This window comes from Pseudomonas sp. NFR16 (assembly GCF_900108875.1).
GTDB lineage: Bacteria > Pseudomonadota > Gammaproteobacteria > Pseudomonadales > Pseudomonadaceae > Aquipseudomonas.
In genome coordinates, this window is the sequence record NZ_FNYJ01000002.1 from 748,674 (window position 1) to 763,069 (window position 14,396).

The window sequence follows — 14,396 nt, forward strand, 5'->3', positions numbered from 1 at the left end:
CGCGAATGTCACAACTTGGTGACATTCACGAAACCTCCCGTATAAACCTGTAGGAGCGCCGCTCACTCCACCCCACGCGGCAGATACAGCGTCACCCGCAACCCGCCTTCGCGCATGTTCTGCAGCGTCACTTCGCCGCCATGGCTGTGGGCGATGTTGCGTGCGATGCCCAGCCCCAGGCCATAGCCCTGCTGATGCTTGCCGGCCAAGCGAAAATGCGGCTCGAAGACCTGCTCCAGACGCTGCTCGGGCACGCCTGGGCCTTCATCCTCCACGTGAAGCACGAACGCGTCGGCATCGTCTTCAATAGTCAGGTGCGCCTTGTCGCCGTATTTGATCGCGTTGTCGATGAGGTTTCCCATGCACCGCCGAAGCGCCAGCGGCTTGCCATAAAACATCGACATTGCCTTGCCTTTGAGCGTCACCCGGCCAGCGCCCTCTGGCGCAACGTAGGGTTCGATCAGGCAGTCCAGTGCATGATTGAGGTCGACCGGTTCGATGTTCTCGTGGATGTCAGTGTCTTTCACGCACTGCAACGCGCCTTTGACCAACAGCTCAAGCTCGTCGAGGTCCCGGGTGAATTTGGCCTGCATCTTCTCGTCTTCGAGCAGCTCGACCCGCAGCCGCAATCGAGTGATCGGCGTGCGCAAATCGTGGGAAATCGCGCTGAACAGCTGCCCGCGCTCGGTCAGGTAGCGGCTGATCCGGTCGCGCATCGTGTTGAACGCGCGGGTCACTTCGATGACTTCGCTGCCCCCACCTTCCACCACCGGCTCGACATCGGCGCCCAATGACAGGTCTCGCGCGGCACGCGCCAGGCGTTTCAACGGGCCGCTCTGCCAGTGCACCAGCAGCCCGATGAACACCAGCAGGAAAACGCTCGTCAGACCGATGAACCAGACCTGCTGCGAGGGCAGGCCTTCTTCTTCGAGCATTGTGTAGGGCTCGGGCAGCAATGAAGCGATGTACAGCCACTCGCCGGGAGACAGCTCGATCTGCGTCACCAGCACCGGCGGATTCACCGGCTCCAGCGTCAGCGCGTAATGGGCCCATGAACGCGGCAGCTCGTCGAGCTTCAGCCCGCTGTTGAAGATGCGCAGGTCTTCGGGCCGGACGAAACGCACCAGGATGTCGGGGTCAGCGCCCAGATTCTGGCGCAACACCTGACCGACCACGTTGATGACCGCCGACTTGCGCACCGTCGGTTCCAGCACCTGCATCTCCAGCGGACGGTCGTTCAGGGAAACGAAGAATCGCGTGCCGCCCATGCTGCGCAGTTGATCGAGCACCAGCGGACGGAACGCAACGGGTAAAGACCGGAAATAACTGACGCTGGCCGCCATGGAGAACCCCAGGCTGCGGGCGCTGGTGATCAGGCCTTCCATTTGAGTCGCGCGCAGTTGCGAAAGCCAGATCAGGCTGGACAGCGTCTGGGCCAGCAAAACCGCCAACAGCGTCAGCAGCAACATGCGCCCCAACAGCGAGCGCGGCACCGGAAGACGGCGCTTTTTCTCGACGACCATCGAGGGTCAGTAACCGTTGCTGGCTTGTGGCAGCACGTTGGCTGCCAACAGATAGCCACTGCCTCGCACCGTGCGGATCAGCCGCGGCGCCTTGCCAGTATCCCGAAGACGCTGACGCAGGCGGCTGACCGCCATGTCGACGATGCGCTCCAGCGGCATCAGCTCGCGCCCGCGGGTGGCATTGCCGATGGTGTCGCGATCGAGAATCTGTTGAGGATTGTCGAGAAACAACTTGAGCAGCGCGAAATCGGCGCCGGAGAGAATCACCTCTTCGCCATCGCTGTGAAAAAGACGATGGCTGACCATGTCCAGACGCCATTCATCGAACACCAGGACTTCACCTGTGGTGCGCTCCTGGCCGAACTGGGCACGCCGCAGCAACGCCTTGATGCGCGCCTGAAGCTCACGCGGGCTGAAGGGTTTGGCCATGTAGTCGTCGGCACCGAGCTCCAGCCCGATGACCCGGTCAGCCTCGTCGGAACTGGCAGTCAGCATGATGATGGGAATATGCGGCTGGCGCGGGTGCTGCCTGACCCAGCGGCAAAGGCTGAAGCCGTCCTCGTCGGGCAGCATGACGTCGAGAATCAGCAGGTCGCTCGGCTCGTCATTGAACGCCTGACGAAATTGCGCCCCGTCGCCCACTGCCCGCACCTGAAAACCCGATCGGCTCAGGTAGGCTTGCAGCAACTCGCGAATCTCCTCGTCATCATCCACAACGAGAATCGATTTACTGACAGCGTTCACGTTGGTCGTCCTTGTAAGCACTGAAATTGTTGTTATGAGAGAAGCAGCTACAAGCCTCAAGCTCCAAGCCTCAAGAAAAAGCAGAGCCGTTCGCGTTCCTTTTGTAGCATGTAGCTTAGAGCTGGCGACTTGCCAGCGCCTGATCCAGCGCCACCCCGGCGCCCATCAGGCCCGGGTATTCGGCCGTCACCAGCCACACCGGCACGTCCTTGAAGTAATCCTTCATCAACCCCTTCTGCGCAAATGCGGCGTTGAAGCCGCTCTGCTTGAAGAAGTCGATGAACCGCGGGATCACGCCCCCGGCAATATACACACCTCCACGCCCGCCCACGGTCAATACATTGTTACCCGCAACGCGGCCGAGGAAGACGCAGAACTGCTCCAGCACGGCGCTGGCAACCGGATCGCCCTTGAGCGCTGCGGAGGTGATCGCCGCCGGTGACTTCAGCTGCGGTTCGATCTCATCCAGCGCGCAGCTGACCTGATACAGCAGCAACAGACCGGCGCCGCTTAAAATCGTTTCAGCACTGACGTGCTCATGCTCAGCCATCAGGCGCATCCACAGCATTGCCTCACGCGGATTACCGATCGGCAGATCGACGTGACCGCCCTCGCCCGGCACTGCCGTCCAGTGCGCTTCGCCCGTGCGGATCAGCGTGCCGACGCCCAGACCGGTGCCCGGCCCGATCACCACGCGGGCGCCTTTCGGGTCGCCCTTGCCGTGGCGCACGGTCAGGTATTCATCGTCGCGCAGGCGCGTCATGCCCAGGGCCATGGCCGTGAAATCGTTGACCATGATCAGGCTGTCGATTTTCAGCGCCGCACAGAATGCCTGCCGATTGATCTTCCAGTGGCTGTTGGTGAAGTGAAAATCGTCGCCCGTTACCGGGCCGGCAACGGCCAGACAGATCGAGCCGACATCGCCCGGTTGCAGCTCCAGGTCTTGCAGGTAAACCAGCAGCGCCTTCTCGGGACTGGCGTAATCGACTGTCGGAAAAACCCTGATCGAATGCAGCTGATCGTCTTCCCAGATGGCAAAACGAGCATTCGTCCCGCCGATATCACCCACCATCGCCAATGTCACTTGAGCGTCTCCAGATTCGAAGTAAAGGCGCTGGCGCCCTTCTCTGCCGAGCTGAAGGCCATGCGCATGAAGCCGAACAATTCCCGGCCGCTGCCCACATTGTGAGAAAGACGACCGATTGCTGGCTCTCTGGCGGCCAATTCTGCCGGTTCGACGAGAACTTGCAACGTTCCTTTCACGCCATCTACCCGAATGAGGTCCCCATCGCGCACAAGTGCCAACGGACCACCATCAGAGGCTTCGGGGCAGACATGAATCGCCGCCGGGATTTTCCCCGAGGCCCCGGACATGCGGCCGTCGGTAATCAGCGCGACTTTGAAACCGCGGTCCTGCAGCACGCCCAGAAACGGCGTCATTTTGTGCAATTCAGGCATGCCATTGGAGCGCGGCCCCTGAAAGCGCATCACCGCAACGAAGTCGCACTCCAGCTCGCCGGCCTTGAACGCGTCGGCCAGGTCCTGCTGATCCTCGAAGACCTTGGCCGGGGCCTCGACGATCTGATGCTCCAGCGCCACCGCGGAAACCTTCATCACGCCGCGCCCCAGATTGCCTTCCATCACCCGCAGACCGCCTTCTGGCGAGAACGGACGGGCAATCGGACGCAGGATGTTCTCATCCAGGCTTTGCGTCGGGCCGTCGCGCCAGACCAGCTTGCCGTCGTCCAGGAACGGCTCCTGGGTGTAGCGACGCAGGCCACGCCCCACGACCGTGTTGACGTCCTCGTGCAGCAAGCCCGCATCAAGCAGCTCGCGGATCAGGAACGACATGCCGCCGGCAGCCTGGAAGTGATTGATGTCGGCTTTGCCGTTCGGGTACACGTGGGTGAGGGTCGGCACGACTTCGGACAGATCCGCCATGTCCTGCCAGGTCAGTTGAATGCCCGCGGACTGGGCAATCGCCGGCATGTGCAGCGTGTGATTGGTGGAACCGCCCGTCGCGTGCAGCGCCACAATCGAGTTGACCAGCGAACGTTCGTCCACAATCTCCCCCAGCGGAATGAAATCGCCGCTCTGCTTGGTAAGACGCGTGACCTGGAACGCCGCCTCGCGTGTCAGTGCGTCACGCAGCGGTGTGTAGGGATTGACGAAGGAGGCGCCCGGCAAGTGCAGCCCCATGACTTCCATCAGCAGTTGGTTGGTGTTCGCCGTGCCATAGAAGGTGCAGGTGCCCGGGCCGTGATAGGACTTCATCTCCGAGTCCAGCAGCTCTTCACGGGTCGCCTTGCCTTCGGCGTAGCGCTGTCGCACGTCGGCTTTCTCTTTGTTCGAGATGCCCGACACCATCGGCCCGCCCGGCACGAAGATCGTCGGCAGGTGCCCGAACCGCAGCGAGCCCATCAACAGACCCGGCACGATCTTGTCGCAGATGCCCAGCATCAGCGCGGCATCGAACATGTTGTGCGACAGCGCCACCGCTGTTGCCATCGCAATGACTTCCCGGCTGGCGATACTCAACTCCATGCCAGGCTCGCCCTGGGTCACGCCATCGCACATGGCCGGCACGCCGCCAGCGAACTGACCGACGGAGCCGATTTCGCGCAGGGCTTTTTTGATCTGTTCAGGAAAGTGCTCGTAAGGCTGGTGCGCCGAGAGCATGTCGTTGTAGGAAGAAACGATCGCGACGTTGGCCGCATTCATCATGCGCAGGCTGTGTTTGTCTTCAGGACCACAGGCCGCCACGCCATGGGCGAAGTTGGCGCATTGCAGCTTGCCGCGCATCGGCCCGTCGCTCGCCGCACCCCGGATCAGCTGCAGATAGCGTTGGCGGGTGTCACGGCTGCGAGCGATCAGCCGTTCGGTTACCTCAAGGACGCGGGGATGCATGGTCATGAACTCCAGGCTAGCGGATGTGGTCACCCGTTCAGGCGCTTTCAGAACTCGACGGTCAAAACGGTGCTTGAGAGAAACGCTTCAGCAAACGCTTTGATTTTCAGACAGTTGAGAAGGCTCGACGAGTTTCTATTTGTAGATAAAACAAAATACTGCCACTAAAAGGGCTTGTTTTCTATTTTTATGAGAATAATCTTGTAATTCCAACAACAATTTCACTGAGGACGGGTGTATGACTCTCCGCATCGCAATCAACGGCTTTGGCCGCATCGGCCGCAACGTCCTACGCGCACTCTATACCCAAGGCTACCGCCAGGACCTGCAAGTCGTCGCCATCAACGATCTGGGCGACAGCGAGATCAACGCCCACCTGCTCAAATACGACACTGTCCACGGCCCGTTCGATGGCACCGTGGAACACGACAAGGAAAGTCTGACCGTCAATGGTGACCGAATTTCGGTCAGCGCCATTCGTAACCCGGAAGACTTGCCTTGGAAGTCCGAGAACATCGACGTGGTCTTCGAATGCACCGGCCTGTTCACCGATCGCAACAAGGCTGCCGGTCACATCACCGCCGGCGCGAAGAAGGTCATTATTTCCGCCCCGGCCAAAGGCGCTGACGCCACCGTGGTTTATGGCGTCAACCACGATGTGCTGCGCCAGTCTCATCAAGTGATCTCCAACGCTTCGTGCACCACCAACTGCCTGGCGCCCGTCGCGCAGGTACTGAACCGCGAGCTGGGTATCGAAAACGGCTTGATGACCACCATTCACGCCTACACCAATGACCAGAATCTGATCGACGTCTATCACACCGACCCTTACCGCGCCCGCTCGGCCACTCAATCGATGATCCCGAGCAAGACCGGCGCCGCCGAAGCGGTCGGTCTGGTATTGCCGGAACTGGCGGGCAAGCTGACCGGCATGGCCGTGCGCGTGCCGGTGATCAACGTGTCTCTGGTTGACCTGACCATCCAGCTCAAGCGCGATGCTACCGCTGATGAAGTCAACGCAATCATGAAAGAAGCGGCCCAGCACTCGAAGATTCTTGGCTACAACGCTCTGCCGCTGGTTTCCCACGACTTCAACCACAATCCGCTGTCGTCGATCTTCGATGCCAACCACACCAAAGTCAGCGGTCGCCTGCTCAAAGTACTGGCCTGGTACGACAACGAATGGGGCTTCTCCAACCGCATGCTCGATAACTGCCTGGCGTTGATGAATGCCGAATAAGGCCTGACGCCGGGCATAACTTCTGGCCCGCGACCGACCTTTAGCAGTACGCTTGTTCGCGACGGCGGCCTGTCAGCCTCATGTGCATCGGCTGACACGACGCCATCGTGGGCAGGAGAGCTCCTTCACGCCCGAGACCGTCACGCCCCTTTACAAAATCTTTGCCACCTCCCACCTTGACCAGGTCCGTAGATGATAAGCATTATCATCCGCTGATTTTCTGGTCGGGTTATCCGCGTGACGCAGTCGCACTTCAACGATGTATTCCTGGCCCGGCGAACGATTCTTCTGCGCACCTTGCAGCGCATGGTTCGCAACCCCAGTACCGCCGAAGACCTGCTGCAGGAAACTTATCTTCGCGTTACGCGTGCACTGGGCGAACGCGCGATCGATCATCTCGAACCCTTTGTTTTTCAGACCGCACGCAATCTGGCGCTCGACCATCTGCGCGCCCGACGCATCCACGCCCGAACCATCGTCGACGACGTTCCGCTGGCGGAAATCCACAACGTCGTAGCGCCGGACTCGACGCTCGAAGATGCCGCGCACGCCAATCGCCTGCTCGAAAGCCTTAACGCCAGCCTGGAAAAACTGACGCCGCGCCAGCAGAAGATATTCACGCTCAGTCGTCTCAACGGCGCCAGCTATCTGGAAATCGCCGAGCAACTGGGCGTGTCGGCCAGCACCGTACAAAAGGAACTCAAACTGATCATGGCCATCTGTCTGGGCGTCGCAGCCCGGCTGGATCAGTGATGACGACAGCCTGACCCGTTACCGATAAGAAACAGGCGGTTCGCCAGCCTGGCCAGCGCTACACTGCGCCCCACACCCTGTATCCGAGGACGCTCCCTTGAGGGACTCTCACTCATCTGGCCCGCATCCGGTCGACGATGCTTTGAAGCACAACGCGCTGGACCAGGCGCTGAACTGGCTGATCGAACTGGAAAGCGCCGACGCTGCCGGGCAGGCCCGCTTTCAGACGTGGCTGGCGGCGGACCCGGCCCATCGCGAGGCCTTTACCCGGGCCGAAGCCGTGTGGAATTCTCAGCCAGTGTTCGAGGCGGCCGTGAACCTCGCGACGTCGAAAAAACCGTCACTGCTTCGCCGGGTGCGCCCTCACTGGTTGCCTCTCGCCACGGCAGCGGTTCTGTTGCTGGGCCTGTTCAACTTCAGCGATCTGCCTTTGCGCCTGCGTGCCGACCACCTGACCGGCGCCGGAGAGCGCCAGCGGCTGGAGCTTGCGGACGGTTCGAAGGTGCTACTCAATACCCGATCTGCGTTCTCCTCCGAACTGCACGAACAGCAGCGGGTCGCGCGTCTGTATCAAGGCGAGGCGTTTTTCGAAGTGCCCGGCGCCAAGGGCTTGCCGCTGGAAGTCGAGGCTGGCCCGATACGCATGAGCGCCAGCAGCACCGCGTTTGTCGTGCGTTATCTGGACGGTGTGGCGCAGATACAGGTCGAGCGCGGCGCACTGAACGTGCAGGCGCTGCGTGGCAACTCACAGATGAACCTGGGTGCAGGCGACAGTCTGAAGGTCGGCCCGGAAGGTTTTGGCCGCCGCGAAAAGGTCGATCAGAACAAGAATCTGGCGTGGATTCAGGGCCGCCTGATTTTCGACAATTGCCCGCTTGGCGAGGTACTGACCGAGTTGCGCCGTTACTATCCGGGCTGGATCGTGAGCGCCAGCAGCAAGCTCGATCATGTGGCGGTGACCGGTAATTACCGTCTGGACAGCCCTGTCGACGTGGTGCGCTCGCTCGCGCAGATCACCTCGGCCAGCTTTCACGAGTTGCCGGCGCTGTTAATTCTCAACTGAGCAAAACTATTTTTACGCGATAGCCGTTCGTCGTTCGTCTAGTCATAGCCAATGCAACTGATTCTTATTTGAATCATTCAGCAAAAACTATAAACGACCCGCACGACAGGGAGCGCTATCGATGTTGTCCACGTTCACCCCTACGCCCACCGACTCGCCCAGGACCACCCGCCACTCCACCCTCTCACTGCTGACCGTCGCCATCCTGGGCGCCAGTCTGCACAGCCCTGCCACCGCCGCTGCCGAGCAACCGGCGCGCGTGGCCGGCGCCTATCAATTTTCAATCAAGCAACAACCGCTGGTTTCGGCGCTCAACGAATTCAGCAAGATCACGGGTTGGCAGGTGGGGCTTTCGGCGGATCTGGCGCAGAACGTCACCTCGCCCGGCGTGAACGGAACCCTGTCGGCCGCGCAAGCACTGGAGCGCCTGCTGGCGGGCAGCAATCTGAGCTACCGCAGCCTGGGCAACAACAACGTCGTGCTCGAGCGTCGCACCGGCGGCGCACTGGCGCTGGATCAGGTCACCATCAGTGCCACGCGCCAGGCCCAGTCGATAGCCTCGGTGCCCAACACGGTCAGCGTGCGAGATCGCGCCGACCTTGATCGGCAGAACGTCAACAGCATTCGCGATCTGGTACGTGACGAGCCGGGCGTGTCCGTAGGCGGCGCGGGGCAGCGTGCCGGCACCACCGGTTACAACATCCGCGGGATCGACGGCAATCGCGTCCTGACTCAGGTCGATGGTGTCGAAGTCCCGGACAACTACTTCTCAGGCCCTTACGCCAACACCCATCGCAATTACGTCGACCCCGAAATCGTCAAGCATGTGGAAATCCTACGTGGCCCTGCATCAGCCTTGTACGGCAGTAACGCCATTGGCGGCGCGGTGAGCTACTACACGCTCGATCCGGAAGACATCATCAAGCCGGGCAAAGACGTCGGCGCACGCCTGAAAACCGGCTACAGCTCAGCGGACAACAGCTGGCTGAACTCCGCGACCGTGGCGGGGCGCGAGGGCGACTTCGACGCCATGCTGCACGTCAGCCAGCGTAACGGCCGGGAAACCGAGTCCTACGGCGAGCATGGCGGCACCGGGCTGGACCGCACCGCCGCCAACCCGGAAGACAAACGCGCGACCAACGTGCTGGCCAAACTGGGCTGGAATTATGGCGACAATGACCGGCTGGGCTTCACCTACGAAAAGTTCAAGGACGATACCCATACCAATCAGAAAAGCGCGGTCGGCGGGCCTTTCAACGAGGGCAGCGGCATGGGCTATTACCAGTCCCGTGAAGGCAACGATGTCGTGACCCGCGAGCGCTTCGGCGTGGAAAACGCTTTCGCGCTGGACAGCCTGCTGGCGGACAACATCAAGTGGAGCCTGAACTATCAGATCGCCAAGACCGATCAGGACACACTCGAGCGGTACGTCCCGAAAAACCCTTTCACCGGCGCTGTCTCCCGGGATGTCTGGCGCGCACGCAATACGTTCTACAAAGAGCGTCAATGGATTTTCGATGCCCAGCTGGACAAGGCGTTCAGCATCGCTGACACCGAGCATCTGCTGACTTACGGCACCACGCTCAAACAGCAGAAAGTCACCGGTGAGCGCAGCGGCAGTGCCACCTGTGCGGCGGTCGGGCGCACCTGCACCGCCATTGGCGCGCCCAGCACGAGTTCGACGGATAGCCTGTTGCCGACCAGCGATTTCCCGGATCCGACCGTTAACACCTACGCCCTGTTCGCCCAGGATCAGATCAAATGGGGCAGCTGGACCTTCATGCCCGGCGCACGTTATGACTACACGACACTGTCACCGCATGCGACAGACGAGTTTCTGAAAGCCTACAGCCTGACCCATCCCGACCAGTTCAACGACAAGGACAAGAAGTGGCATCGCTTGTCGCCAAAACTTGGCATCACGTACGCGTTCGATGACGCCTACACCTGGTATGGCCAGTACGCCGAAGGTTTCCGTACTCCGACGGCCAAGAGCCTGTACGGGCGCTTTGAAAACGTCAGCGGCAACTATATCGTCGAGCCGAATCCGGACCTTGAGCCGGAAAAAAGCAGGAGCTACGAGACCGGTCTGCGGGGCCGCTTCGACGAGGGCACGTTCGACGTGGCGGTGTTCTATAACAAGTATCGCGACTTCATCAATGAGGACGCCATCCAACCGGCAACCTCGTCGGCTACGGTCTTCCAGTCCAACAACATCAAGCACGCCACCATCAAGGGTGTGGAGCTCAAGGGCCGTCTGAATCTGGACAGCTTCGGCGCGCCTGAAGGCCTCTACACACAGGGCTCCCTGGCGTATGCCTACGGTCGCAACGATGACACGGGACAACCGCTTAACAGCATCAATCCGCTGACTGGCGTGTTCGGTCTGGGTTATGACCAGGACGACTATGGCGCACTGGTGAGCTGGACGCTGGTCAAGCGCAAGACCCGCGTGGACGATTCGCAATTCCACGCCCCGAATGGTGTGTCGAGCGGTTTCAGGACGCCAGGCTTCGGCGTCGTTGACCTCACTGGTTTCTACAAAGTGACCGATGACGTCACCGTCAATGGCGGCGTTTATAACGTGGCCGACAAGAAATACTGGCGCTGGGACGACGTGCGTGGCTACGACGGCGTCGGCGAGGCAGGTGTGACTGCGCCGTCCAGCCTGGATCGTCTGACCGAGCCGGGCCGTCACTTCGCGGTCAACCTGGTGTGGGATATCTGACTGAAATGACAACCGCGCCCCGGTAGGGGTGCGGTTGTTTTTACGCTCGAACGCCACTCACTCGTCTCGTTAACACACGCCTCTTTTCCAAGGAAGACAAATGTCCCACGACCCGATTCGTCGCTCCCAACGACTGAACCAGATCACCCACGCCCCGCATGAGCAACTGGACAAGGCCGTTAAAGCCCATGCGCCGTTCGAAACCCTGGCCAGCTACCGTCGCTTCCTCAGCGCGCAGTATCTGTTTCAGCAAGAACTCAAAGCGCTGTACACCGATCCGCAACTGATCGAACTGATCACCGATTTACCTGCGCGATGCCGGGCAGAACAGGCCAGGGCGGACCTGAATGACCTCGGTGCGCCCATTCCGGCCCCGGTGTCAGGTGCCGTAGCGACGGCCAGCATGGCTCAGGCGCTTGGCTGGCTGTTCGTCTCCGAAGGGTCGAAGCTGGGCGCAGCGTTTCTGATCAAGCGCGCCGAGGCGCTGAACCTGAGCGACACCTTTGGCGCACGTCATCTGGGCGAGCCCGCCGGTGGTCGCGCCGATGGCTGGAAGCGCTTCATCAGGATCCTCGACGACCTGCCCTTCAGCCCCGAGCAGGAAGAGCAGATTGATCGTGGCGCCGTCGCCGCCTTCGAACGTTTCAACGTGCTGCTGCAGCACGCCTATGCTTGTCCGGCAGCGGCGCAACCGGCCTGACCCCGCGCGTTTGGCGCCCGGCACTGTTAAGCTAGGCGCCTTTGCCGGGAAGCATTCCCGCGCATTGCATCATTACCCTGCCGTTTCCGAGACCATGACCAGCACACCCCAAGGCAGCAAACTGTCCCGCATCCTGTTTGGCATTCTGGCCTACGTGAGTCTGACGATCGGCATCATCGCCATTTTCATTCCGGGACTGCCCACCACCGAGTTCATCCTGCTGGCGGCGTGGGCGGCGACCAAAAGCTCGCCTCGCCTGAGTGCCTGGCTGGAAAGCCACCGTGTCTTCGGCCCCATGCTGACCAACTGGCGCAACGGCAAACTGATCGCACGCAGCGCCAAGATCAGCGCCACGGTGACCATGCTGATCTGCGCCGTCATGATGCTGGTGCTGCTCAAACACAATTGGTGGATCTACTTCGCCGTGGCGGGCATGGTGCTGGTCAACCTGTGGATCTGGTCGCGACCCGAGCCCGGACCTCAGGCTGTCGGTAACGGCAAGACGCCTGCCCGTGATGAACCCTGAGCAGACCGCAGGGTCTGTCCTTAACCGTCATCACATTTCGCTGGAGCACCCCATGTTCGAGCCCGGCCATCTGCACATCGCCCGTCCTGCCCTGCAACCGAAGGACATTGGTTACGACATTCATATCCGTTACGAGGTCGCGCAGACGGACGAAGGTCCTGGCATGCACTTCACGCTGGAAGGCGAGATCAACGGCAAGGGCTTCAACGAGTCCTTCGATCTGCCGAAGGACAAGGCCTACAACTTTGCCAGCGAAGCCTCGCGCATCGCCGGAACATACGGCCTGCCCAAAGACGCCGACCTGCACGCAATGGACGGCCAGTACGACGCAATGTTCGAGGACATTCGCGACAAGCTCGATATGAAGTCAGGCGATGCGGTCAAGCCAGAGCATCTGGAATAGCCGGGCAGCGCCTGACATCGAATCTTGCATCGCCCCTGTAGGGGCGAACTTGCTCGCGAAGACGCTGCCATGGCCGACAGGGACATTTCAGAGCTTCTTCTTCGCCAGCAAGCCCGCTCCCACGGATCTCAGAACATCGAAGATTCCCCTGGCCCCGCTGTGTAGGGCAGGACCTCATCATTTACTGGCATAATCGCCCCCTTCAATCGCCCGAACCTCTTCGCTCCCCATGCGCATTCACGTTACGTTCATCGACCGCGTCGGCATTACCCAGGAAGTGCTGGCGATTCTCGGCGCACGCAACCTGAACCTCGATGCCGTGGAAATGGTGCCGCCGAATGTCTATATCGACGCGCCGACCCTGAGCCACGAACTGCTCGAAGAACTCAAAGACCGACTGTTCCGGGTGCGAGGCGTGGAGGCGATTACTGTCGTGGACATCCTCCCGGGGCAGCGCCGCCACTTGCAGCTGGACGCGTTGCTGGCGGCGATGACCGATCCGGTTCTGGCGCTCGACAGCGGCGGGCATGTGCTGCTCGCCAACCCCGCGCTTGTCGCGCTGTATGGTCGCGAACCCGCTGGCGAACCTATTGGAGAGCTGTTCGGCGACCCCGCGTTGCAAGCGGCGCTGCTGGAAAACGGCTTTCGCTTGCCGTTGCGCGAAGTCACGCTCAACGGCGAGGCGTTGCTGCTGGATGCGACGCCGATCACCGATGCAGGCGCGTTGCTGACGCTGTATCTGCCCAGCCGCATTGGTGAACGCCTGTCCGCCCTGCACCACGATCACGCAGAAGGCTTCGACGCGCTGCTTGGCGATTCAGCGCCCATCCGGACCCTCAAGGCGCGCGCCCAGCGGGTGGCGGCCCTCGATGCGCCGCTGCTGATTCAGGGCGAAACCGGCACCGGCAAAGAACTGGTCGCGCGGGCCTGCCACGCGGTCAGCGCACGCAACGGCGCGCCTTTTCTGGCGCTCAACTGTGCGGCGCTGCCGGAAAATCTCGCCGAAAGCGAATTGTTCGGTTATGCCCCAGGCGCTTTCACTGGCGCGCAACGCGGGGGCAAGCCCGGCCTGATGGAGCTCGCCAACCAGGGCACGGTCTTCCTCGACGAAATCGGCGAAATGTCGCCCTATCTGCAAGCCAAGCTGCTGCGTTTTCTCAACGACGGCACTTTCCGCCGCGTTGGCGGCGACAAGGAAGTGCAGGTCAACGTGCGCATCCTCAGCGCGACGCACCGCGATCTGGAAAAAATGGTCGCTGAAGGGACATTCCGTGAGGACCTGTTCTATCGCCTCAATGTGCTGAACCTGGAGGTCCCGCCGTTGCGTGAGCGCGGTCAGGACATCCTTCTGCTCGCGCGTTTTTTCATGGAACAGGCTTGCACGCAGATTCAGCGCCCTGTATGTCGTCTGGCGCCTGCTACTTATCCGGCCTTGTTAGGCAACCGCTGGCCGGGCAACGTCAGGCAGTTGCAGAACGTGATCTTCCGCGCGGCGGCCATTTGCGAAAGCTCGCTGGTGGACATCGGCGATCTGGACATTGCCGGGACGTCAGTTGCGCGTCAGGGCGACGGCGAAATCGAAAGCCTGGAGGCCGCCGTCGAGCAATTCGAAAAATCCCTGCTGGAGAAGCTCTACAGCCACTATCCTTCCACCCGGCAACTGGCCGCGCGCTTGCAGACGTCCCACACCGCGATTGCCCACCGTTTACGCAAATATGGAATTACAGGGAAGCCGTAGGCCCTGACCGGCGACTCGCCCAGCAACACGCTACGCGGAACGATTTCGAAACATCGTAACGATTTCATTCC

12 protein-coding genes are annotated in these 14,396 nt (G+C 61.0%); 8 read left to right on the forward strand and 4 right to left on the reverse strand.

Annotation, left to right across the window (positions count from 1 at the left end):
• Positions 1-62: 62 nt before the first annotated feature.
• The 4 genes from BMZ10_RS12115 to edd all read right to left on the reverse strand — a co-directional run bounded on the left by BMZ10_RS12115 (position 63) and on the right by edd (position 5,174).
• On the reverse strand, positions 63-1,523 hold the full coding sequence (locus tag BMZ10_RS12115) for an ATP-binding protein (RefSeq protein ID WP_093461977.1): 1,461 nt from the start codon (positions 1,521-1,523) through the stop codon (positions 63-65).
• A 6-nt stretch (positions 1,524-1,529) separates the two neighbouring features.
• Entirely contained in the window at positions 1,530-2,267 is a 738-nt protein-coding gene (locus tag BMZ10_RS12120; RefSeq protein WP_093461980.1) for a response regulator, read from the reverse strand.
• Between the two features lie 115 nt (positions 2,268-2,382).
• Entirely contained in the window at positions 2,383-3,351 is a 969-nt protein-coding gene (locus tag BMZ10_RS12125) for a glucokinase (RefSeq protein ID WP_093461984.1), read from the reverse strand.
• Positions 3,348-5,174 (reverse strand): phosphogluconate dehydratase, encoded by a 1,827-nt coding sequence (gene edd / locus BMZ10_RS12130; protein ID WP_093461987.1) that lies wholly within the window; start codon positions 5,172-5,174, stop codon positions 3,348-3,350. The genes BMZ10_RS12125 and edd overlap by 4 nt, the downstream gene beginning before the upstream one ends.
• A 238-nt stretch (positions 5,175-5,412) precedes the next feature.
• Here edd and gap point away from each other — a divergent pair, with 238 nt between their 5' ends.
• From gap to BMZ10_RS12170, 8 genes are all read left to right on the forward strand, one after another.
• A complete protein-coding gene (gene gap / locus BMZ10_RS12135; protein WP_093461990.1) occupies positions 5,413-6,414 on the forward strand; it encodes a type I glyceraldehyde-3-phosphate dehydrogenase in 1,002 nt (333 codons plus the stop codon).
• A gap of 237 nt (positions 6,415-6,651) precedes the next feature.
• Positions 6,652-7,167: an RNA polymerase sigma factor gene (locus BMZ10_RS12140; protein WP_093461993.1), complete on the forward strand. Its 516-nt coding sequence runs from the start codon at positions 6,652-6,654 to the stop codon at positions 7,165-7,167.
• 97 nt (positions 7,168-7,264) lie between these two features.
• Complete coding sequence (locus BMZ10_RS12145) at positions 7,265-8,230, forward strand: FecR family protein (RefSeq protein WP_256214483.1); 966 nt, start codon at positions 7,265-7,267, stop codon at positions 8,228-8,230.
• Between the two features lie 121 nt (positions 8,231-8,351).
• The gene (locus tag BMZ10_RS12150) at positions 8,352-10,958 is read left to right on the forward strand and encodes a TonB-dependent receptor (protein WP_093461996.1); all 2,607 of its coding nucleotides are present in this window, start codon (positions 8,352-8,354) and stop codon (positions 10,956-10,958) included.
• Positions 10,959-11,058: 100 nt separating this feature from the next.
• The gene (locus tag BMZ10_RS12155; RefSeq protein ID WP_093461999.1) at positions 11,059-11,658 is read left to right on the forward strand and encodes a biliverdin-producing heme oxygenase; all 600 of its coding nucleotides are present in this window, start codon (positions 11,059-11,061) and stop codon (positions 11,656-11,658) included.
• A 94-nt stretch (positions 11,659-11,752) separates the two neighbouring features.
• Positions 11,753-12,184: a YbaN family protein gene (locus BMZ10_RS12160; RefSeq protein WP_256214484.1), complete on the forward strand. Its 432-nt coding sequence runs from the start codon at positions 11,753-11,755 to the stop codon at positions 12,182-12,184.
• Between the two features lie 52 nt (positions 12,185-12,236).
• Positions 12,237-12,587: a DUF5064 family protein gene (locus BMZ10_RS12165; RefSeq protein ID WP_093462012.1), complete on the forward strand. Its 351-nt coding sequence runs from the start codon at positions 12,237-12,239 to the stop codon at positions 12,585-12,587.
• A 229-nt stretch (positions 12,588-12,816) separates the two neighbouring features.
• On the forward strand, positions 12,817-14,325 hold the full coding sequence (locus BMZ10_RS12170) for a sigma-54-dependent transcriptional regulator (protein ID WP_093462015.1): 1,509 nt from the start codon (positions 12,817-12,819) through the stop codon (positions 14,323-14,325).
• Positions 14,326-14,396: the final 71 nt, after the last annotated feature.

Excerpts from the sequence above, each read along its gene's own strand:
- BMZ10_RS12155 (WP_093461999.1), top strand. The coding sequence starts at position 11,059 with ATGTCCCACGACCCGATTCGTCGCTCCCAACGACTGAACCAGATCACC.
- edd (WP_093461987.1), bottom strand. The coding sequence starts at position 5,174 with ATGCATCCCCGCGTCCTTGAGGTAACCGAACGGCTGATCGCTCGCAGC.
- BMZ10_RS12160 (WP_256214484.1), top strand. The coding sequence starts at position 11,753 with ATGACCAGCACACCCCAAGGCAGCAAACTGTCCCGCATCCTGTTTGGC.
- BMZ10_RS12115 (WP_093461977.1), bottom strand. The coding sequence starts at position 1,523 with ATGGTCGTCGAGAAAAAGCGCCGTCTTCCGGTGCCGCGCTCGCTGTTG.
- BMZ10_RS12150 (WP_093461996.1), top strand. The coding sequence starts at position 8,352 with ATGTTGTCCACGTTCACCCCTACGCCCACCGACTCGCCCAGGACCACC.
- BMZ10_RS12165 (WP_093462012.1), top strand. The coding sequence starts at position 12,237 with ATGTTCGAGCCCGGCCATCTGCACATCGCCCGTCCTGCCCTGCAACCG.
- BMZ10_RS12170 (WP_093462015.1), top strand. The coding sequence starts at position 12,817 with ATGCGCATTCACGTTACGTTCATCGACCGCGTCGGCATTACCCAGGAA.
- gap (WP_093461990.1), top strand. The coding sequence starts at position 5,413 with ATGACTCTCCGCATCGCAATCAACGGCTTTGGCCGCATCGGCCGCAAC.